The sequence below is a fragment of the Photobacterium sp. S4TG1 genome, assembly GCF_036040035.1.
Taxonomy (GTDB): Bacteria; Pseudomonadota; Gammaproteobacteria; order Enterobacterales; family Vibrionaceae; genus Photobacterium.
Genome location: NZ_JAYXUH010000001.1, coordinates 130,460 through 149,897, shown reverse-complemented (window position 1 = coordinate 149,897; position 19,438 = coordinate 130,460). Strand labels below are relative to the sequence as shown.

22 protein-coding genes and 4 tRNA genes are annotated in these 19,438 nt (G+C 37.9%); 7 read left to right on the top strand and 19 right to left on the bottom strand.

Translation table 11 applies throughout. The features are described 5' to 3' along the window. Positions 1–111 precede the first annotated feature (111 nt). Both pepT and VXS03_RS00780 read right to left on the bottom strand, forming a co-directional pair. Positions 112–1,332, bottom strand: coding sequence for a peptidase T (pepT, locus tag VXS03_RS00785; protein ID WP_327761431.1), 1,221 nt, complete (start codon positions 1,330–1,332; stop codon positions 112–114). A 16-nt stretch (positions 1,333–1,348) separates the two neighbouring features. Next, positions 1,349–2,893 (bottom strand): AbgT family transporter, encoded by a 1,545-nt coding sequence (locus VXS03_RS00780; protein WP_327761429.1) that lies wholly within the window; start codon positions 2,891–2,893, stop codon positions 1,349–1,351. Positions 2,894–3,187: 294 nt separating this feature from the next. Between VXS03_RS00780 and VXS03_RS00775 the strand changes: the two genes are divergently transcribed. Next, positions 3,188–4,249 (top strand): FAD:protein FMN transferase, encoded by a 1,062-nt coding sequence (locus VXS03_RS00775; RefSeq protein WP_327761428.1) that lies wholly within the window; start codon positions 3,188–3,190, stop codon positions 4,247–4,249. Between the two features lie 86 nt (positions 4,250–4,335). Here the strand turns inward: VXS03_RS00775 and VXS03_RS00770 are convergent, their stop codons facing one another. From VXS03_RS00770 to VXS03_RS00715, 12 genes are all read right to left on the bottom strand, one after another. Continuing rightward, complete coding sequence (locus VXS03_RS00770; RefSeq protein WP_327761426.1) at positions 4,336–4,680, bottom strand: hypothetical protein; 345 nt, start codon at positions 4,678–4,680, stop codon at positions 4,336–4,338. Positions 4,681–4,823: 143 nt separating this feature from the next. After that, positions 4,824–4,900: transfer RNA gene (locus VXS03_RS00765), tRNA-Val, on the bottom strand. Positions 4,901–4,944: 44 nt separating this feature from the next. Next, positions 4,945–5,021: transfer RNA gene (locus VXS03_RS00760), tRNA-Val, on the bottom strand. A 44-nt stretch (positions 5,022–5,065) separates the two neighbouring features. Next, positions 5,066–5,142 (bottom strand) — tRNA-Val (locus tag VXS03_RS00755). Positions 5,143–5,187: 45 nt separating this feature from the next. After that, a tRNA-Val gene (locus tag VXS03_RS00750) sits at positions 5,188–5,264 on the bottom strand. Positions 5,265–5,495: 231 nt separating this feature from the next. Further along, positions 5,496–5,756 carry a DUF5062 family protein gene (locus VXS03_RS00745; RefSeq protein WP_036795114.1) on the bottom strand — a complete coding sequence of 87 codons (261 nt, stop codon included), beginning with the start codon at positions 5,754–5,756 and terminating at the stop codon, positions 5,496–5,498. 93 nt (positions 5,757–5,849) lie between these two features. Then, positions 5,850–6,908: a DUF3080 domain-containing protein gene (locus VXS03_RS00740; RefSeq protein WP_327761425.1), complete on the bottom strand. Its 1,059-nt coding sequence runs from the start codon at positions 6,906–6,908 to the stop codon at positions 5,850–5,852. A 110-nt stretch (positions 6,909–7,018) separates the two neighbouring features. Further along, positions 7,019–8,389: an MATE family efflux transporter gene (locus tag VXS03_RS00735; protein ID WP_327761424.1), complete on the bottom strand. Its 1,371-nt coding sequence runs from the start codon at positions 8,387–8,389 to the stop codon at positions 7,019–7,021. Positions 8,390–8,596: 207 nt separating this feature from the next. Beyond that, positions 8,597–9,751 carry a hypothetical protein gene (locus VXS03_RS00730; protein WP_327761421.1) on the bottom strand — a complete coding sequence of 385 codons (1,155 nt, stop codon included), beginning with the start codon at positions 9,749–9,751 and terminating at the stop codon, positions 8,597–8,599. After that, positions 9,748–10,128, bottom strand: coding sequence for a GtrA family protein (locus VXS03_RS00725; RefSeq protein ID WP_327761419.1), 381 nt, complete (start codon positions 10,126–10,128; stop codon positions 9,748–9,750). Before VXS03_RS00725 ends, VXS03_RS00730 begins: the two co-directional genes overlap by 4 nt. Continuing rightward, positions 10,121–11,155 (bottom strand): glycosyltransferase family 2 protein, encoded by a 1,035-nt coding sequence (locus tag VXS03_RS00720; RefSeq protein WP_327761417.1) that lies wholly within the window; start codon positions 11,153–11,155, stop codon positions 10,121–10,123. Before VXS03_RS00720 ends, VXS03_RS00725 begins: the two co-directional genes overlap by 8 nt. Continuing rightward, positions 11,152–11,817 (bottom strand): riboflavin synthase subunit alpha, encoded by a 666-nt coding sequence (locus VXS03_RS00715; RefSeq protein WP_327761416.1) that lies wholly within the window; start codon positions 11,815–11,817, stop codon positions 11,152–11,154. The genes VXS03_RS00720 and VXS03_RS00715 overlap by 4 nt, the downstream gene beginning before the upstream one ends. Positions 11,818–12,044: 227 nt before the next feature. Here VXS03_RS00715 and VXS03_RS00710 point away from each other — a divergent pair, with 227 nt between their 5' ends. After that, positions 12,045–12,665 (top strand): riboflavin synthase subunit alpha, encoded by a 621-nt coding sequence (locus VXS03_RS00710; RefSeq protein ID WP_327761414.1) that lies wholly within the window; start codon positions 12,045–12,047, stop codon positions 12,663–12,665. On the opposite strand, the gene VXS03_RS00705 is transcribed toward VXS03_RS00710, so the two are convergent. Next, positions 12,662–12,865: a CPXCG motif-containing cysteine-rich protein gene (locus tag VXS03_RS00705; protein ID WP_327761413.1), complete on the bottom strand. Its 204-nt coding sequence runs from the start codon at positions 12,863–12,865 to the stop codon at positions 12,662–12,664. The two genes, VXS03_RS00710 and VXS03_RS00705, sit on opposite strands and share 4 nt — an antisense overlap. Positions 12,866–13,041: 176 nt before the next feature. Further along, positions 13,042–13,911 (bottom strand): fructosamine kinase family protein, encoded by an 870-nt coding sequence (locus tag VXS03_RS00700; protein WP_327761412.1) that lies wholly within the window; start codon positions 13,909–13,911, stop codon positions 13,042–13,044. A 284-nt stretch (positions 13,912–14,195) separates the two neighbouring features. Between VXS03_RS00700 and yqfB the strand changes: the two genes are divergently transcribed. The 5 genes from yqfB to rplT all read left to right on the top strand — a co-directional run bounded on the left by yqfB (position 14,196) and on the right by rplT (position 17,904). Continuing rightward, positions 14,196–14,522 carry a N(4)-acetylcytidine aminohydrolase gene (gene yqfB / locus VXS03_RS00695; RefSeq protein ID WP_327761411.1) on the top strand — a complete coding sequence of 109 codons (327 nt, stop codon included), beginning with the start codon at positions 14,196–14,198 and terminating at the stop codon, positions 14,520–14,522. A gap of 200 nt (positions 14,523–14,722) precedes the next feature. Next, on the top strand, positions 14,723–16,654 hold the full coding sequence (gene thrS, locus VXS03_RS00690; RefSeq protein ID WP_327761410.1) for a threonine--tRNA ligase: 1,932 nt from the start codon (positions 14,723–14,725) through the stop codon (positions 16,652–16,654). A gap of 3 nt (positions 16,655–16,657) precedes the next feature. Beyond that, positions 16,658–17,209 carry a translation initiation factor IF-3 gene (gene infC / locus VXS03_RS00685; RefSeq protein ID WP_080888971.1) on the top strand — a complete coding sequence of 184 codons (552 nt, stop codon included), beginning with the start codon at positions 16,658–16,660 and terminating at the stop codon, positions 17,207–17,209. A gap of 101 nt (positions 17,210–17,310) precedes the next feature. Further along, positions 17,311–17,505: a 50S ribosomal protein L35 gene (rpmI, locus tag VXS03_RS00680; protein WP_005367387.1), complete on the top strand. Its 195-nt coding sequence runs from the start codon at positions 17,311–17,313 to the stop codon at positions 17,503–17,505. A gap of 45 nt (positions 17,506–17,550) precedes the next feature. Further along, positions 17,551–17,904, top strand: a complete 354-nt coding sequence (gene rplT, locus VXS03_RS00675; protein WP_036795101.1) for a 50S ribosomal protein L20 — start codon at positions 17,551–17,553, stop codon at positions 17,902–17,904. Positions 17,905–18,009: 105 nt separating this feature from the next. Here rplT and VXS03_RS00670 read toward each other — a convergent pair whose 3' ends face one another. From VXS03_RS00670 to VXS03_RS00660, 3 genes are all read right to left on the bottom strand, one after another. After that, positions 18,010–18,492: a GNAT family N-acetyltransferase gene (locus VXS03_RS00670; RefSeq protein WP_327761409.1), complete on the bottom strand. Its 483-nt coding sequence runs from the start codon at positions 18,490–18,492 to the stop codon at positions 18,010–18,012. Between the two features lie 147 nt (positions 18,493–18,639). Continuing rightward, the gene (locus VXS03_RS00665; protein ID WP_080156591.1) at positions 18,640–18,891 is read right to left on the bottom strand and encodes a phenylalanyl-tRNA synthetase subunit alpha; all 252 of its coding nucleotides are present in this window, start codon (positions 18,889–18,891) and stop codon (positions 18,640–18,642) included. 180 nt (positions 18,892–19,071) lie between these two features. Then, positions 19,072–19,341: a phenylalanyl-tRNA synthetase subunit alpha gene (locus VXS03_RS00660; protein ID WP_327761407.1), complete on the bottom strand. Its 270-nt coding sequence runs from the start codon at positions 19,339–19,341 to the stop codon at positions 19,072–19,074. Positions 19,342–19,438: the final 97 nt, after the last annotated feature.

Genomic DNA, 19,438 nt, shown 5'->3' with positions numbered 1-19,438 from the left:
ACAAAAATATGGCAGTTTTACTGTAGAAATAAGATGGTTTAAAGACAAATTTAATACAACTGATTAGTGTAGTGGAAAAGCGATATAAGAAACTTATACCGCTGTGAGTGATTAAGCCATATCTACTAATGCTTTTGCTACTCGATAACTATCAACAAAAGAGGGAATAGGTAAGAATTCAAACGCACTGTGGAAGTTATGTGCGCCAGTAAAAAAGTTAGGGGTAAATAATCCTTTTACAGAAAGTGCAGAACCATCTGTTCCGCCTCGCATAGCAATAGTTTTTGCTGGTATATTCGTATTTTCGAGCGCTTGATATAATCGAGTTAAAGCTTCAGTATCACTGCCCATCGCTTGTGAAATATTATTATAAACATCGGTTAAAGTAAGAGTAATATCTGCTTTGGGGTGTTTATGCCGTAAAAATGCAGTGAGGGTTGTTAGATAGGATTTTCGAGCATTATAATGTTCTTGATCGAAATCACGTATAGCCACAGATACAGATGCAGTATTTTGGTTACCATTAATGTCGGTTACCCAAAAATACCCTTCGCGTTCCGCCGTTTGTTCTGGTTTACCCATATCATTAAGCATTGATATAAAATCAGCAGCAATTAAGTTAGGGTTAACTAATACATTTTTTGCACTCATTGGATGTGCAGTTATACCTGCAATTGATAGTTGTGCGCTGCCTGCATTAAAGGTTTCATAAATAACCTCACCACGTTCGCAACAATCAATTGTGTAGCAATGTTCAACAGGGAAGTCTTTTAAATCTAATGCTTTTGCACCACGTAAACCAATTTCTTCATCTGGAACAAAGGCTAGATAAATATCCCCATGAGGTGTCTTTGTTGTTATTAATTGTTCAGCTAAAGTCATTAATACTGCAATAGCCGCTTTATCATCAGCGCCCAATACACTTGTACCATCAGAGAAGAAAATATCTTGATGATGATATTTAGCTAATTCTGGATGGGTTTGTTCGTTTATATAAATTTGTTGATCAGCATTTAAGCAAAGAGGTTCCCCACTATAAGTGAGTAATTGGGGGGTAATATTTGGACTTAAACCAACATCGACAGTGTCTAAATGAGCGATAAAGCCCAATGTTTTTGCATTGGACTTATTTCCTGGCAAATGGGCAATTAAAATACTGTTAGGGTGTAGCGTTACATTGCTATAGCCCAAGCTCTTGAGTTCGTCATGAAGTAATTGTGCTAGTTGATACTGTCCTGAAGATGAAGGTAGTTCTTGGTTATTAGCATCAGATTGGCTACTTATTGCAACATAACGCTGAAAGCGGTCACATAAAATTTGTTCAATATTCATGGTAAATCCTTTGTTATTAGTTTCCATAGGTGTAGCCACTGTTGAAACCTAGTGGGATATCTAATCCCCAGAAAAGATATAACATTGCTGTTAATGTAATTAATAGACCAATGGAATAGGGCACCATCATTGATACAAGAGTACCTATACCTGATTGTGAACAATAACGCTGCATGTAAGAAATAATAAGAGGATAAAAAGCATACATCGGTGTGCTTACGTTGATAGCACTATCTGAAATACGAAATGCTGCCTGAGTTAATTCAGGCGATAAGCCGACAGCCATTAGCATTGGCACTAATACAGGTGCGAGAATTGCCCATTTAGAGGATGCTGATGTAATGATTAAATTTAAGCAGGCGGTGAGTATGATCACTCCTAGAATTGTAATTTTTCCAGGCATATTAATCGCTTTTAATGCTTCTGCACCTGATAAAGCAATAAGACTGCCAATATTTGATGTACTAAAACAATATAAAAATTGAGCGCAAAAAAAGGCAAAAACAATAAATGAAATCAATGATGCTGTAATACTCTCCATTGATTTGGTCACGTCTTTGGTTGATGTGAACTTTTTGCTGATAAAACCGTAAACTAACCCAGGTAATGCGAAAAAGATCAGTAACATGGGTACAATAGTCTGCATAGCAGGTGCTTGTGGACTTGTTAATGATCCATCCGGTGCTCTAAACAATGAGTTATCGGGTACCATTAAGGCTATGAGGCAAATAACTAAACTAAGTAAGGCATAATTCGCAATACGGAATGCTTTTAATTCACTAACGGTTGGTTGTTCATTGGTATCATTGATTTGTTCAACATCAATAGGAATAGATTTACGTAAACGAGGTTCAACGATTTTGTCAGTGATATACCAGCAGCAACCGATGACGGCAAATGTTGAACTAAAGGAATAGAAGAAATTACAAAGAACATTGACCGTATATTCAGGATCTAAAACGTGAGCCCCTGTTTCTGTGAATCCGGCGAGAATAGGGTCAATAATTGATGGTGTGTAAGATGCTGTAAATCCTCCCGCAAGCCCTGCAAATCCTGCCGCAATACCCGCTAAAGGATGTCTGCCTGTTTTATAAAAAATATAAGCAGAAACGGGCATTAAAATCACATACGCAGAGTCAGAAGCAACATGCGCTAAAATACCAATAAAAATAACGGAAGGCGTAACAATTGAAAGAGGAACAATAGACAACAACTTCTTTAACGCTGTCGATATATAGCCCGATCCTTCCGCGATACCAATGCCGAGTGTTGCAACAATTACAATCCCTAATGGCGGAAAATTGATGAAATTTTTGGTCATTGAGGTAAACAAAGCCATTAATTCATTTGGTGTGAGTAAATTGATAACTTGGATAGGTTCTTTCGTTAAAGGGTGAATGTAATCAAAAGTGAACCACGATAGAACCATAGAGAGTGCAATACAAAAGAGAGTCGCACAAAAAAAGAGCATTGTGATATCAGGAATTTTATTCCCTACATTTTCAATATTATCAAGCCAGTTACGTTTTTGAGGTGGTACCTTTTGAATACAGGTAGTCATACAAACATCCTTGTTTATCTCTATTAAGTAAGCAATATATTATGTGTATGAAATGTAATTGACTAAATATTAAATAGAATGATAGTCACATTTTTATGCTCTTATTTTTAATTGAATAAACATTAAGGAAACATCGAATTAACAAATTTTTAGGTGTTATATTTTAATGGTATATATAAGCGTTGGTTGTTTTGTTTGGTGTGCCTGGGGTATATTTATATTCCATTACCATCTAGAGTTATTGCCGCTCTATTGTTAGACTGCGAGCATTGTTTAGATAGGTAAGGCCTTTTTATGTTCACCCGTTCGCCACAGTTATTATTAAAGCGAAGCTATGTTGCTGCGTTGTCGTTATCAGCTATTGTTGTATTGTCTGGCTGTAGCCAAGCACCAAAGCTACAAAAGATCTCTGGTTTTGCTGAAGGTACTACTTATCATGTGACATATTGGTCAAAACAGGATGTACCCATTGCAAAAGTGACAGAGCAATTTAATAAAAAGCTGGCAGCGATTGATAAAGAGTATTCTACCTATCGGAATGACTCGTATATTTCGGAGTTTAACCACAGTACATCGATTCAATGGCAACCCGCCTCTAAAGATTTCATTTACATGTTGTCGTTAGCCAAAAAATTGAATAAAGATAGCCATGGGTGTTATGACCCGACCATTCAACCATTGTATAAATTATGGGGTTTTCAGGGCGATACTTTGCATGTTCCGACACCCCAGCAAATAGCAGCGATTAAAAAACACATTGGGATTGATAAAATTGAAATAGATTCGGTGAATTTACGGATCAGAAAAACCATTCCTCAAGTCCAAGTGGATTTATCTTCAATGGGTGAAGGCTATGCAATTAGTCAACTAAGCAAAATTTTAGAAGCTGATGGCATTAATAATTATTTGGTTGAGTTTGGCGGCGATATGAAAATTAAAGGCCGTAAACTGGAAGGGCAAAAGTGGCGAGTTGCGATTGAACAGCCGATAGCATTAAAAGACGGTATTCGTCCTTATACTATTGTTAATATTAACGCAGAAGATGGTGTTTCATTAAATACATCAGGCACCTATCACCATAACTTTAAAGATGGTGAAAAAGATTATTCTCATATTTTAGATACTCGTACGGGGGCGCCAGTCACGCATAATTTGGTATCAGCATCAGTATTTGGCCATGATCCTGTTGTAGGGGATGCGTGGGCAACTTCAATGTTATGCTTAGGTCCTGTAGAAGGGAAAGTTGTTGCCAATGAGCAGGACTTGCCAGTGTATTTTATTCAAAGTGAAGGTAAAACATTTAAGAGTTCTGAAAGTGAGTCTCTTAAAAATTATAAGCGTATTACGTTAAGTTAAGTGTATTTTAAATGAATACGAGATAGTGATAAGCCACTCAAATGAGTGGCTTTTTTGTTTATTTTATAGAGCTACTAATATTTTTATTAATGCTTAAATGTTGTCTTGTCATTGTCACTAGTGGCATTGATATCGCCAGCAGGATTAAGTAGGTGTGGTACAATTTTAGGCAAGTTCAATTCAATATCATTATCTGTGACTGGGTTAATTGCAGTGTTATACCAACCAAGTAAGCCTAAAACAGCATAACCAATAGCATCATCACTATCACGATGCTCAAGAATGATTTGTAGAAAACGTAAGATAGCTTTGTCGTTTGCTTTAGCTTGAACTAACGTTTCATCAAAAACAGCCGTTGCTTCAGCCAATAAACCTTCAAATTCAGTCTCAATAGATATTTTAAACGAGCCACCATCAACAGTAATTTTCATTGTTATATCGTCAATTATTATAATTGATATAAATATTACCTAATTACTAATCGGTTGTCGCCATACTGCGGTATTGATTAACATTGTTATGATCCAGATACAAAAAAGCCTACTAAAAAGTAGGCTTGGCTGTATCTAAAAGATGGTGCTCGCTACTGGACTCGAACCAGTGACACCTTGCATGTCATGCAAGTACTCTAACCAACTGAGCTAAGCGAGCAAATTGTACTGCTATAAATCGCTATTAAGCCATTTATTTTAAAATGGTGCTCGCTACTGGACTCGAACCAGTGACACCTTGCATGTCATGCAAGTACTCTAACCAACTGAGCTAAGCGAGCAAATTTTACTACTATAAACCGCTGTTAAGCCATTTATTTTAAAATGGTGCTCGCTACTGGACTCGAACCAGTGACACCTTGCATGTCATGCAAGTACTCTAACCAACTGAGCTAAGCGAGCAAATTGTACTGCGATAAACCGCTGTTAAGCCATTCATTTTAAAATTGGTGCTCGCTACTGGACTCGAACCAGTGACACCTTGCATGTCATGCAAGTACTCTAACCAACTGAGCTAAGCGAGCAAATTCAGCCTAATTACTGTTAAATCGTAATCAGCGAATGACAAGCATAGTAGCGAGTCACTTTCCTCTAGGCAAGTGTTTAAATAGACTTTTTTAGTAAATTCAGTGCGTTTGCTTGCACAATAGCCAGTTTGGTTAAATTTGGTGATGCTTAAATAGACGAATGTGATATTGAGCATGTTATTTGTGAAGGATGCCACCAATATTTTACTGGTGGCGATGTGAAAAGAGTTATTGAAGCAGTTCGTGATTTTCTGGTAATAGACGAATAATCCATAGTACCAATTTGTGTTTCATATTGACGCCATCTTCTTTATCAACGGCTAATGGCGTAATTTGTTTACATTGCACTAATAGACGATAAATACATTCCACGCGGTCGGTCGAACCAACACCGCGATCTAAATCATTAAATCCTTGTTTTTTTGCAAAGGCGAAACCCAGTTCTAAGGCTTTTTTTAATAGTTTTGCTTCATTTTTGTGCTTTTTCATTCTTATCTCCCTGACCTCTACAATGTAGTGTAGTTTACCTATTCTCTAAATGAACTAACAGTGGCAAAAATGATAATTGAGGTTGGTAGCAACTTATTGATGTCCAACCTTAAATTGGCAGCGTTTAAATAATCGTTGCCAATAGCGAACATGATTATGCGTTGCTTGTTGAAATTGGTGGAGCAGTTCTCCTTGAAAATAATAGCGTGCATATATTGCCATTGCTGTTGGTGGGTTGATTTGTTGTTGAACTAGGATGGTGTAAATATTATTCAAATGTGGGCGTAATTGCTGGTATTGGGAATGTAATTTACCGAGGTATGGCTGAATATCATTAGCATAATATTTGTAGAAAACATTTCGTAAATATTGCGCTTGTTGTTGATTGACATTTTTACCACACATAACCGTTTGATCATGAGTAATAAGTTGACTTGTAATGGTGTTCATTATTGTTGTAATTCGAGCAATAGAATAAAACAGCTGGCCAATATATTGGGTATTATGAATTTGTTGTTGATGGTGGAGTAGTTGATCAATATTGTTCGTTGTGAGTGAATGGTTAGTGGTCTGATTCGATAACATTGTTGTAGTTAATATATCTAAATACTCAAATGCTGCTAAATTTTCGATATAGCCACCAAATTGTTGAGGCGATAGTAATTGATGCCCTAGAGTAAATTGTTGTCGCCATTCTTGACCTGTAAACACCATGTTCCATATGGCTTGTGGTAATTGCTGTTGTTTTTGATGATAAATATCTTCAAGTTGAAGCTGTAATGGATCTGTATTATTGAGAACATTTAGGCAATGTTCGATTTGTTTTAAAAACAATAACTCGTAATGTAGTCGACGTGTTTTATCCTGCACTTTTCCTAATACTGAATTACGCTCCGCAATTAATTGAAATAAACCACATTGGCGTAATTCATAAGCATTTAACAGCCCAATTGTTATATCTGCAATAGGTTGTTTTAGGGCGTGAGTTCGAGGATAGCGGGGTATATCTAAGGAAGGAATAGTGTCAGGCTCAACGCCTAATATATTAGTAAGGCGTTGTTGGTAGGTGTCGAGTAAGGCATCGGTTGTGTTTTCTTTACAGCCTATGACGAAAAAAAAACAAACAATGGCGGGCAACAATAAAATTTTCATCACACTCTACAATGACTAATCGTTATTTAAGCATATGCCGCCTTTGCTAATTTAGACAAAAAAAAAGCGATCCTAAGATCGCTTATTTTTAATAAGATACAATGTATGAGCTAGCGTAATGACATCTCAATTTGTTTTTGAGTATCAAGCTTATGAACCCAACGCATACGCATGCCTAACATTACTGCCGCCGATGTTAAGCCGATAATAAAGCCAATCCAAAAACCTTCAGGCCCCATTGGTTTAACGACCCAATCTGTCATACCTAGAATATAACCAATCGGTAATCCGAGCAGCCAATAAGCGATAAAGGTGCAGAAGAAGATGGCACGCATGTCTTTATAACCACGTAAGGCTCCAGCTGCCACAACCTGTACTGCGTCACTACATTGGTATATTGCCGCGAGTAGCAATAACTGGCCTGCAAACATAATAACTTCAGGGTTGTCTGTATACAGTAATGCAATTTGTTCACGGAAAATAACCGTCAGAATGGCAGTACAAAAAGCAAGAGATGTACCGACAATTAATCCACAATGGCTGGCAATTTTAGCGCCAATAATATCTTCCTGTCCCATCTTATGGCCAACACGAATACTGACGGCTGCCGCTAAACTCATTGGTAACATGTAAACCAATGATGAGAAATTCATGGCTATCTGGTGTGATGCAACTTTTAGTGGTCCAAGTGGTGAAATCAATAACGCAATAACTGCAAACAGCGATACTTCAAAAAATAAAGAGGCTGCAACAGGAAAGCCTAATTTAAATAAACGACTGATGGCTGTAAGTTTAGGCGGGTAGATCATACCAAAGATATTAAGGCTGTTAAGACGTTTATTGATGAGAACAAATGCAAGCATAGCAAAGAACATAAACCAATAAACGATAGCCGTTGCAATACCACAACCGACACCGCCAAGAGCTGGCATACCAAATTCACCGTAAACAAAAATCCAGTTTAAAGGGATATTAAGCAATAAGCCTAAAAAGCCAATCACCATACCTGGAATAGTAAATGATAAGCCTTCAGAAAAGCTTTTTAGTGTTTGGAAAAAAAGAAAGGCAGGTACTGCAAATAATACTGCGTGTAGATAGCCAACAGTCTTTTCAGCGAGTACGGGTTCTACATTCATATAGTGAATCAAAATACCCGCATTGTATAATATCAACATGGTAGGTATTGAGATCAGTACAGCTAAAATAAAGGCGGTTTGAATCTCAAAAGGTATTTTTTCTTTTTTTCCTGATCCACTAAGTTGAGCAACGATAGGAACAATAGCCATCAGTAAGCCAACCCCAAATAGAATTGAGGGTAACCAAATACTTGCGGCAACGGCAACTGCTGCCATGTCTGTTGCACTTACGCCACCGGCCATAACGGTATCAACAAAACCCATTGATGTTTGGGCAACTGAGGCAATTAAAACGGGTATAGCAAGTTTTAGTAGTTGTGCTGTTTCTTTTCTGTAGGTTTGCACTCAGCATAGCTCCAAAATGAAGAAAATAAGAGGGGAACAATCAATAGTTGTTAGTCACTATAAAATGCATCCTAAATGGGGCTGGATTATATAAATAAAACCCATAAAGCCAAACAATATTTATCATTTAAGGTACATAAAAATAAACAGCCACGAACATTAATGAACGCAGCTGTTACGTTACTTGTTAGTTGGTAAAAAAATGTATTAAACGGTAAAAAAATGATGCCCAAAGAAACCCATTGCAATAAAAGTACTTGCCGCACTAAAGATACATAACATGGGGGTTTTTATACTTGGGTAACGTTCAATTAACAACGCTAATCCAAGGAAGGTTGGATAAAGACCAAAAGCATAACGAGGCATTGCGTTAAGGCTTGATGACAGTGGCAATATTAAACAAATGAACATAAACAGTGCTTCGGCATAATATTTACGCATAACTAAGTAAATATTAAGCGCAAAAGCCAGCAGTGCCATAATGGTTAAGTACAATTTAGCGCCACCGGTTTCAAAGCCAAAGATGAGCCAATGAAATGGGTTGGTTAGTTGACGCCCCCAAGCGATTTGAATATGTCCAAAGGCAAGCGCATCACCCACATGAAAATACAGATACGTCATAAAGCTAAAAAAGCCCAATGGGATCACCCAAATGGCAGCTAAAACCTTTAATGCCGATGTTTTAAATCGTAAAAAACTTTGTAGACCATAGTGTTGAATTGCAATGATTAACACGGGGAAGACTAAAAATACGCCTAAGTTACGTGTAACAGCTGCGAGCATACCTAAAATAGCGACCCAAACCCATTGCTGGCGATAGCTAAATAAGAAAACTCCAGCGACGAGTGCAATAAATAATGGTTCAGTATACCCTGCTGATGAATAAACAGTGTAAGGTGAAAAGCAGACTATCCACACCATTGCTGAGCAGGTTGTGGGGCTGATTTTTAGTTGCTTTAGTACCATTAGTAGCATTGGAATACTAAATAAAAATGCAAGGTTAGAAGCAAATGCTAATCCAAAGCGGTAATTATTGATGGGATCTTCAAATCTTGCTAAATGAGAAAAGACCCAACCTAAAAATGGTTGTAATGGCATAAAGGCCCAGTTAGCGGCATTTTTCTGTCCAAGCCATTGCGGCACAAGATCATAACCACTATCAATAATGCGATAAAACCACACACAGTCAAAACGACAGACAGTTTGTAATAATGGCTGTTCTGCATAATGTCCAGTCATGAACATATTTACGCCCCAAAGACCAAGAGCGTAGATTACAACACGACTAACAATGACAGCAAAGATCAGGTTTAGCCAATCTTTACGAGTGAGACGGATGTCAGTAAGCGATAGGGGATTCATTTAAAGACCCAGAATTTCGATAAGATAAAAGTAATAACTGGCACACATAATGTTGAAATGGTGACGGCAATCCAGCCTTTTATATGGGCTGTTTGTAACAAAGTGACCAAGATAATGTTATTGATTAAAAAACCAAACAAAGACACAGCTAAAAATTTAAAAAATGAGCCTTTTTGTCCAAAGGTAAAATGCCGATGGCCAAAATAAGACACTAAAAACGCAATGCTAAATCCAAAGATATTGGCGATATATTCAGATGGGTGCGTTATTTGAAAGAAATACAATCTCACTACAGATAGATGTACTGCAGTGGCTAATAATCCGACAATGGCAAATCGATTAAGCTGCCAAAAATGTTTTAGAAAAGACTCATTCATAATGATCGCTAGATTTTTTTAATGTTGTTAAAGGACTCTGCTTGGGACCTGATGGTGCGGGAGTATTTTTATAGTTGCCGTATACATCTTCCACTAAATAAATTGGACGATGTTTAAGTTCAGTATAGATACGACTGACATATCCACCAATAACACCTAATGAGATCAATTGGATGCCGCCTAAAAACAGTACCACTGAAATAGTAGAAGCATAACCTGGAGTATGAACGCCAAAACATAATGCACTAATAACGATGTACATTAAAAAGAGGAAAGATAAAAAGGAGATACCAAAACCAACAAACCCCCAGACACGTAATGGCCACGCAGTAAAACTGGTAATGCCATCCATAGCGAAATTCCATAATTTCCAATAATTAAATTTGGTATCTCCAACAAGACGTTCTGGGCGCTGGAAATTAACGCCTGTAGCGCGTAAAGATGACCATGCAAGTAAGCCTTTCATAAAACGATTACGTTCTGGTAATTGTTTAACAGTTTCAATTACGCAGCGATTAATCAGTCTAAAGTCACCTGCGTTTTCAGGCAGCGTTGTCTCTGCCGATAAAAAGTTAAAGAAACGGTAGAAGCCGCCAGCGGTTAGGCGCTTAGTATAAGTATCTTGCGAGCGATCGACGCGGACACCGTAGATAGTGTCATAGTCACCTGTAAGCCATAATTCGACAAACTCAAGGATCACTTCGGGTGGATCTTGTAAATCCACATCCATAATAACGGCAGCATCACCTTGAACATAATCCAAACCGGCAGTCATTGCCGCTTCTTTACCAAAGTTACGAGCAAAATTAATTAATGAAATACTTGAATCTTGTTTTATCATTTTATCAATAACATGCTGAGTATTGTCTTTACTGCCGTCATTAATAAATACAATATCTATATGAGATCGAATACTACTTAGTTTGTCATTAATGGCACTTAAGAAAGGCTCTATAGCCACTTCTTCATTGTAGACTGGCACAATAAGCGAGAGACGGTAATCAAGCGGGTTTGGTTTCTGGTTCATTGTTGGTTCCCAATGTGTTGATTAATAAGGCCAGTGGTATGTGGCAGAATAGATGTATTGGTATCAGATGTATTGGTATCTATAGGTGTTAAGTTTATCGATGTGACTTGTAATGGGGTTGTCACATTTAAGATTAACGATTGTAATTGTCGTGCTGAAGATGCAAATTGTTGAGTTGGTAAAAGAGCAACAAAGTGCTTACCCTGATTCTGTGATACCAGCAAACCTTGGTGATTATTAAAAGTAAATGGTATTGATTTTAATGACAGTGGCGCTTTTGCTAAATTAAACGTAATTTTAACCTTGGTTGTAGGTGTGGTGAGCAGCGTAAAATATAAGCCACCTTGTTGGTTAAGTTGACGCATATTATTACTGACATCAATGCTCCACCCCGCACGAGATAAATTAGCAATATTCGTTGTTGTTTTTAATGTCGTTGGTAGCATTAATGCGAGGTTTGGCTGTTTCGGTTGCCAATATAATGTCTGGTTTTTGATATAATAAGTCTTATAAGCAAGGCTTACATTGGGTGTTATAGCTTTATAAAGTACCCAAATATAATACCCAGATAACACCACTAATAAGCCGATAAGCAGTATTCGTAAAATAGGCTGTTGTTGCGGTAAAGACGGTGAAATAGTCGATGAGGCGTTAGCGGTCATAGTGTACCTTTAATACGTATTATTTATTGGCTTGGTATTATTGTCATACAAGTAATACGCTTATCGTATTATTGAGTGTCACTTTAATGTAAAAAAACAGGAAATGGCAAAAATACTGACAAAAATATTGCATAATTAACCGTGAAACTATTTGTAAATGGCATGCAATGGAAGAATTCAAGATCTTAATAATAGGTCAATTACGTTAATTAGACATAAGGATGGATATGTTTACTGGAATTATACAAGGCATCGCGCAAGTTGTGACAATTCGTAAAAAAACGAATTTTCAAACTCACATTATTCAGTTACCTGAACATTTAATGCAGGGATTAACACTGGGAGCTTCTGTTGCACATAATGGCTGTTGCTTGACGGTGACGCACATCGAACATCAACAACAATTAGTATCATTTGATCTAATGCAAGAGACGTTAAATGTGACTAATTTAGGTCTGCTTACAGAAGGGGATTATGTCAATATTGAACGCGCGGCAAAGTTTGGAGATGAAATTGGTGGTCATGCAATGTCAGGTCATATTTCAGCAACAGCGACAGTAAGTCAGGTAAATATTTCTGAAAATAACCATCAGGTGTGGTTTTCTATTTCCCCACAATGGATGAAATATATTTTTGCAAAAGGCTATATTGGTATTGATGGCATCAGCTTAACGATAGGTGAGGTTGAAAATAATTGCTTTAATGTCAATTTGATCCCTGAAACATTGCAACGAACGAATCTTAAAAATCGAACTATAAATGATGTGATTAATATTGAAATTGATCCGCAGACACAAGCTATTGTTGATACGGTTGAGCGAGTCATTGCAACGAAACAATCATCCTAAAATATTTGCTCATCATCAGCATCTACAAAAAGATTAATTGTCTTGTGTTGTTCATCCACTTCCATTGTTAAGTGAATAGGATTACAGCAGATAGGGCAGTCATCATAAAAGTTTTGGCTGCCAGCACTGGCATCAAGTGGAATACTAATGGCATGGCCGCAATGGGGACAGCTAACGTTTTGCGTTGAGTATTTGTGCATAACAGAGCCTTAATATCAGTATTGAGTGTAACGTTTAATTTATTGTGGCTTTTATTATTATAGATCCTTGTTGTGAGTTATCCATGTCATAAATTATTTGTGTCATGAACTGTTACAATTCTGCACCAACACTGAGTGGCGACAGTGTTGGTGTAACAGCAATGGAATGATTACCGTTATTCATCCCACAACATGAGATTGGCAATAATATGTTGTGCTTGACCCATATATTCGCCACCAAATAGATTACAGTGGTTAAGAATATGATAAAGATTATAGAGGTCTTTACGATCTTTATATCCTTCGTCTAACGGATAAACGGATTGGTAACCTTCATAGAAACTCGCGGGAAAGCCACCGAATAATTCGGTCATCGCGACATCGCATTCACGATCTCCCCAATAAGTGGCAGGGTCAAAGATGAGTGGTCCAGAAACAGTTAATGCGGTGTTACCATGCCATAAGTCACCATGGAGTAATGAGGGCTTAGGCTGGTGATTACTTAAACGCTTTGCAACATTGGCTGTTATCGTGTCAATATCACCAAAGTGGAGGCCTTTTTCTTCACAAAGTTGTAATTGCCATTCAATACGCTGCTCGGAAAAGAACTTATCCCAACGACGTCGCCATTTGTTTGGTTGAGGGGTTAGGCCGATATAATTATCAAAATCAAATCCGAACTCAATTTGCTCACCCCATAAGTGCAGTTGCGCTAATTGTTGCCCCAGTTTATAACCAGCTTCGTTATCAATCGTTTTAGTAGGAAGATAATTTAATATAAGGAAGGACTTATCTCGGCAGGTACCAAGATGAAAATATTGTGGAACTTGAACGCAATTTGCTTCGTTAAGAATACGTAAACTTTCAGCTTCTGTTTTAAAAACAGCGAGTTGCTCTTTATCATTCAGTTTAATAAAAAAACGTTGATCGCCATCACCAACACAATAGCATTGGTTAACATCGCCACCTTGAATAGCTTCACGTTCATTAATTTTGAACGGTCGACCAAGTACTTCCGACAACTGGTGAGAAATAGCCTGCCACATAGCATCCTCCACGCGTTAAATTGGACTAGATAAAACTTGTCTATCAACATCTTAGTTCATTTTATTTAGATATATCTGTGAAGTCGATGCTATTTTAATGAATTAACAATTTAATAAAGGATAGGTTGATGAAATTAAAGGATATATTATTTTTAATATTAAAGATTTAGTATTGTCGCTGTTAATTTAATGTTTATTTTCTTCCGCTTTGCTATTGCTCGTTTACTTTTGAACATAAGCGGTTACTCTATGCCGAAATTTATTAGGTAATAAAGGACACCATAATGAGCTCGACTATAATCCCGACGGAAATGACATTTTTCTCACGTTTTGAAAGTGACATCTTGTCAGGAAAAAAAACAATCACTATTCGTGATGAAGCGGAAAGCTATTATGTTCCAGGTACGACGGTGGATGTATCGACATACGAAGAGGGGCGTTGGTTTTGCCGCTTAAACATTTTAACCGTTAAGCCAATCGCATTTAATGATCTTAATGATTTTCATGCACAACAAGAAAATATGACATTACCTGAGTTAAAAGCAGTGATTAATGATATTTATCCCGGTATCGAAAAGTTATATGTTGTGAATTACGCCTTAGTAAAATAGAAAATATAAAAAAGTAGGGTGATCCTTTGCAATATCTTGTTACCGTTTGTATAGTGTCACCCTGTTTTTACCTTAGTATGTAGCTCTGTATTGCGGCATCAAAGTAAAAACATTTTTATTAATAGAAAGCTTCTCTTAAAAGCTTTATTAACTCAACATGTGCTACTTGGTGTGTGGCACCACTGTTTAAGGATATTTAAATGCCAGTTATTACTCTTCCAGACGGTAGTCAACGTCAATTCGACGACGCTGTATCAACTATGGACGTTGCACTTTCAATCGGTCCTGGTCTTGCGAAAGCAACCATTGCAGGGCGTGTTGATGGTGTTCGTGTTGACGCATGTGATCTTATTGAAAGCGATGCGAGCCTAGAAATCATTACAGTAAAAGATGATGTTGATGGTCTTGAAATCGTTCGTCACTCATGTGCACACTTGCTAGGCCATGCAATTAAACAATTGTACCCTGAAGCAAAAATGGCGATCGGTCCGACGATTGACAATGGTTTTTACTACGATATCGATCTAGAGCAATCTTTAACACAAGAAGATCTTGATGTTATTGAAAAGCGTATGCTTGAATTAGCAAAAACTAAATATCAAGTAGTGAAGAAAAACGTAAGCTGGCAAGAAGCGCGTGATGCGTTTGATGCACGTGGCGAAACGTACAAGATTGAAATCCTAGATGAAAACGTTGCTCGCGACGATCGTCCTGGTCTTTATCATCATGAAGAATACATTGACATGTGTCGTGGTCCACACGTACCACACATGGGTTTTTGTCAAAACTTCAAACTATTAAGTGTTGCTGGTGCTTACTGGCGTGGTAATAGCGACAATAAGATGCTTCAACGTATCTACGGTACTGCATTCCACGATAAGAAAGCATTAAAAGCGCATCTAACACGTTTAGAAGAAGCGGCAAAGCGTGACCACCGTAAGATTGGTAAGCAACTTGATCTGTTCCACATGCAGCAAGAAGCACCTGGTATGGTATTCTGGCACCACAACGGTTGGACTATCTTCCGTGAGCTAGAAGTATTTGTTCGTGAAAAACTGAATGAATATGATTACCAAGAAGTAAAAGGCCCATTAATGATGGACCGTGTACTTTGGGAGCGTTCTGGTCACTGGGATAAATATGCAGAGGCAATGTTCACAACAAGTTCTGAGAACCGTGAATACGCAATTAAGCCAATGAACTGTCCTGGTCACGTACAGATCTTTAACCAAGGCCTTAAGTCATACCGTGATTTACCATTACGTATGGCAGAGTTTGGTTCTTGTCACCGTAATGAGCCTTCAGGTTCACTTCACGGCATTATGCGTGTTCGTGGTTTCACCCAAGATGATGCGCATATTTTTTGTACAGAAGCACAAGTACAACAAGAAGTTACATCTTGCATCGAAATGGTGTATGATACTTACAAGACATTTGGTTTTGATAACATTGTTGTTAAATTATCGACTCGCCCAGAAAAGCGTGTTGGTTCTGATGCAATGTGGGACAAAGCTGAAGCCGATTTAGTTACCGCGCTTGAATCAATGGATATTCCGTTTGAAATTCAAGAAGGTGAGGGTGCATTCTACGGTCCTAAGATCGAGTTTACACTTCACGATTGCCTTGATCGCGCATGGCAGTGTGGTACTGTTCAGCTTGACTTCGCATTACCTGAGCGTTTAGGCGCTACATATGTAGGTGAAGACAACGAACGCCATACACCGGTTATGATTCACCGTGCAATTCTAGGTTCATTAGAGCGCTTCATCGGTATTCTTATCGAAGATTACGCAGGCTTCTTCCCAACATGGTTGGCGCCTCAACAAGCTGTAGTGATGAATATTACTGACTCTCAAGCAGAATATGTGCAAGAAATTGTAGAAAAATTGAAAAAAAGTGGAATTAGAGTCAATGCGGACTTGAGAAATGAGAAGATTGGCTTTAAAATCCGCGAACATACTTTGAAGCGAGTGCCTTTTATGCTCGTTTGTGGTGACAAAGAAGTCGAAGCAGGCGTAGTAGCAGTTCGTACTCGCAAGGGTAAAGATTTGGGTAAATTTAAGATTGATGAATTAATTGCATTTATGCAAGAAGAAATCAGCAATCGCAAGCTCAATGTTGTGGAGGAATAAGGTATTAAAGGCGGAAAAAGAACCCAAGCACCAGTTAAGCAAAACGCGCATCGTCTGAATGAAGAAATTCGTGGCGTACGTGAAGTTCGTCTAACTGGCCTTGACGGCGAATCAGTCGGTGTTGTTTCTATTGAAGAAGCAATGAATGTTGCTCTTGATGCTGGTGTGGATCTAGTTGAAATTAGCCCTAATGCCGAGCCACCAGTCTGTCGTGTGATGGACTATGGTAAGTACTTGTTCGAAAAGAGCAAGGCTGCTAAAGAGCAAAAGAAGAATCAAAAACAAATCCAGATCAAGGAAGTTAAATTCCGACCTGGTACAGACGAAGGCGATTATCAGGTAAAACTACGCAACCTGACTCGCTTTTTAGAAGAGGGCAACAAGGGCAAAGTCACACTACGTTTCCGTGGTCGTGAAATGGCCCACCAAGGCATTGGTATTGAACTTCTTAATCGTATTAAGGCTGAACTTGAAGAGATCGCGGTCTGTGAAAGTTTCCCTAATCGTGTAGAAGGTCGTCAAATGACCATGATGCTTGCCCCAAAGAAGAAGTAATAAAGGCATTCAAGTAGCTAAAAAGCGCTGCTTTAAGTAGCGCTTTTTGTTCGCCCTATTACTATGATTATTAACTATCAACAATGCGGAGTTATCATCTCATGCCAAAGATGAAAACAAATCGTGGCGCTGCTAAGCGCTTCAAAAAAACAGCTGGTGGCTTTAAGTTTAAGCACGCTACTAAGCGTCACATCCTGACTAAACGTACTACTAAGAACAAACGTCAGCTTCGTCCAAATGCAATCCTTCCTAAGTGTGAAGTGGCTGCAGTTGCTCGTATGCTTCCGTTCGCTTAATCGTTTTTAGTTTTATATTTTTTTAATTTTAGTTAGGAGTCTCCTATGCCTCGCGTAAAACGTGGTGTACAAGCGCGTGCACGTCACAAGAAAGTTCTTAAACAAGCTAAAGGTTACTACGGTGCACGTTCACGTGTTTACCGCGTAGCTTTCCAAGCTGTTACTAAAGCTGGTCAATATGCTTACCGTGACCGTCGTCAGAAGAAACGTACTTTCCGTCAACTTTGGATTGCTCGTATCAACGCTGCTGCACGTCAAAATGGTATGTCTTACAGCCGTCTAATCAACGGTCTTAAGAAAGCGTCTATCGAAATCGATCGTAAGATCCTTTCTGATATCGCTGTATTTGACAAAGCTACTTTCACTGTTCTTGTGGAAAAGGCAAAAGCTGCACTGTAATTTATCAGTCTAGTTTTATGTTAAAAAGGAGAGCCTCGGCTCTCCTTTTTTCGTATAGGTTGTTATTTATTCTTCTTTTATTAGCTAAACAAATATTTCTTTTCTCTAGAGCTGTTTTAGCATCCAGACGTCACAACCGCCGTGTTGAGTGCCAGTTAATGGCATATCAAGGTGAGTAAAGCCCAATGCTTCATATAGACTGATTGCAGATTGCATACTCGATAGTGTATCGAGGTAACATTCTGTAAAGCCTTTTGTCTGCGCGTATGCTAAACATTGAAGCGAGAGTTTTTTTCCTAATCCAAGTTTGCGTCCAGCGGGTAACAGAAACAGTTTTTTTAGTTCACATGTTGTTTTACTATTATCGAAAGGGGCAATACCGCAGCCACCGACAAGCTTGCCATCAACCAAAGCCACTAAATATAAACTACTGACATCATCGTGATAAAAGCGGCTCATATGTAACACTTCAGCATCTGATGGACCAAACCCTTCACCGACAGCGCCAAACTCAGCACCAACTTGCTTAATTATTTTGCAGAGTTCCACATCAAAATCAGCGTTGATAGCGATCACATCAATATCCATGACTAGCAGCTCCTGTTATTACGTTTGGGGTATTTTATAACGATATTGAAACTCATATTTTGCATGTGCTTAAATACAAGGCATAAAAAAACCAGTCATTGTTATAACAAGATGACTGGTTTCTAAAATAGAATCGTTGACTAACGATTATGCACGTGCATAACGTTGGTTACGTTTTTTGTTTGCTGTTGCTAGTGTTTTAAGTAAAAAGGCTAGGAAAGTAACAAATAACGTATTGAAACCCATAAAGAACACAAGATTAATAAAGTTAAAGCCGTCTTCTGGTGCAATCGGCATTGCTGATGCTAAGCCATAATTACCTAGCAGTAATAGGGCGGTACAAAGAATCGCTGCGATAGTTGAGATTTTAGATAGAGCGGCAAGATCTTGAGTATTCATTATAGAGTCCTAACATTGATTTTGATCATAACTTACACTGAAAAGAGTAATTTTAAAACAAAATTGATAAAATTATCTGAAAATGTAGGTGAGTTAGGTCGCATAACAAACCATATTTTTATATTTAATAATAACGTGGTTTGTTATGACTTAAAAATGAATATCAAATGAGAACGATGATTAATGTTGAGCTAAATACTTTTTCATTTGTTGTTGTGAATGTTTAAGGCCAATAAGCAAATAAGCAAGAAAACCAACAAAGATAAAGTTAAACCCAACGTAGTAGATCACATGGATATAATCGATGTGTGTTTGATTACTTAGCGTATCTTTCATTTCAATCGGCATACTTGAGAACATACCATAATTGCCGAGGATCACCAGCCCAAAGCAGAGTAAGGATGCAAAAGTGCTCATTTTAATTAAGGCTGAAAAAGATTGGGTGTTCATGTTAATTATTCCAAATTAAATATAGCTGAAATTTACTTTTTTTGACTTGTTTTAGAAAGAGAGAAAAATGGAATATAGGTGTGCGAAATCTGTTTTA

Excerpts from the sequence above, each read along its gene's own strand:
- rpmI (WP_005367387.1), top strand. The coding sequence starts at position 17,311 with ATGCCAAAGATGAAAACAAATCGTGGCGCTGCTAAGCGCTTCAAAAAA.
- VXS03_RS00660 (WP_327761407.1), bottom strand. The coding sequence starts at position 19,341 with ATGAACACCCAATCTTTTTCAGCCTTAATTAAAATGAGCACTTTTGCA.
- VXS03_RS00705 (WP_327761413.1), bottom strand. The coding sequence starts at position 12,865 with ATGCACAAATACTCAACGCAAAACGTTAGCTGTCCCCATTGCGGCCAT.
- VXS03_RS00740 (WP_327761425.1), bottom strand. The coding sequence starts at position 6,908 with ATGAAAATTTTATTGTTGCCCGCCATTGTTTGTTTTTTTTTCGTCATA.
- VXS03_RS00715 (WP_327761416.1), bottom strand. The coding sequence starts at position 11,817 with ATGACCGCTAACGCCTCATCGACTATTTCACCGTCTTTACCGCAACAA.
- yqfB (WP_327761411.1), top strand. The coding sequence starts at position 14,196 with ATGAGCTCGACTATAATCCCGACGGAAATGACATTTTTCTCACGTTTT.
- VXS03_RS00700 (WP_327761412.1), bottom strand. The coding sequence starts at position 13,911 with ATGTGGCAGGCTATTTCTCACCAGTTGTCGGAAGTACTTGGTCGACCG.
- pepT (WP_327761431.1), bottom strand. The coding sequence starts at position 1,332 with ATGAATATTGAACAAATTTTATGTGACCGCTTTCAGCGTTATGTTGCA.
- VXS03_RS00775 (WP_327761428.1), top strand. The coding sequence starts at position 3,188 with ATGTTCACCCGTTCGCCACAGTTATTATTAAAGCGAAGCTATGTTGCT.
- VXS03_RS00670 (WP_327761409.1), bottom strand. The coding sequence starts at position 18,492 with ATGGATATTGATGTGATCGCTATCAACGCTGATTTTGATGTGGAACTC.
- rplT (WP_036795101.1), top strand. The coding sequence starts at position 17,551 with ATGCCTCGCGTAAAACGTGGTGTACAAGCGCGTGCACGTCACAAGAAA.
- VXS03_RS00770 (WP_327761426.1), bottom strand. The coding sequence starts at position 4,680 with ATGAAAATTACTGTTGATGGTGGCTCGTTTAAAATATCTATTGAGACT.
- thrS (WP_327761410.1), top strand. The coding sequence starts at position 14,723 with ATGCCAGTTATTACTCTTCCAGACGGTAGTCAACGTCAATTCGACGAC.
- VXS03_RS00725 (WP_327761419.1), bottom strand. The coding sequence starts at position 10,128 with ATGAATGAGTCTTTTCTAAAACATTTTTGGCAGCTTAATCGATTTGCC.
- VXS03_RS00720 (WP_327761417.1), bottom strand. The coding sequence starts at position 11,155 with ATGAACCAGAAACCAAACCCGCTTGATTACCGTCTCTCGCTTATTGTG.
- VXS03_RS00730 (WP_327761421.1), bottom strand. The coding sequence starts at position 9,751 with ATGAATCCCCTATCGCTTACTGACATCCGTCTCACTCGTAAAGATTGG.
- VXS03_RS00710 (WP_327761414.1), top strand. The coding sequence starts at position 12,045 with ATGTTTACTGGAATTATACAAGGCATCGCGCAAGTTGTGACAATTCGT.
- VXS03_RS00780 (WP_327761429.1), bottom strand. The coding sequence starts at position 2,893 with ATGACTACCTGTATTCAAAAGGTACCACCTCAAAAACGTAACTGGCTT.
- VXS03_RS00665 (WP_080156591.1), bottom strand. The coding sequence starts at position 18,891 with ATGAATACTCAAGATCTTGCCGCTCTATCTAAAATCTCAACTATCGCA.
- VXS03_RS00745 (WP_036795114.1), bottom strand. The coding sequence starts at position 5,756 with ATGAAAAAGCACAAAAATGAAGCAAAACTATTAAAAAAAGCCTTAGAA.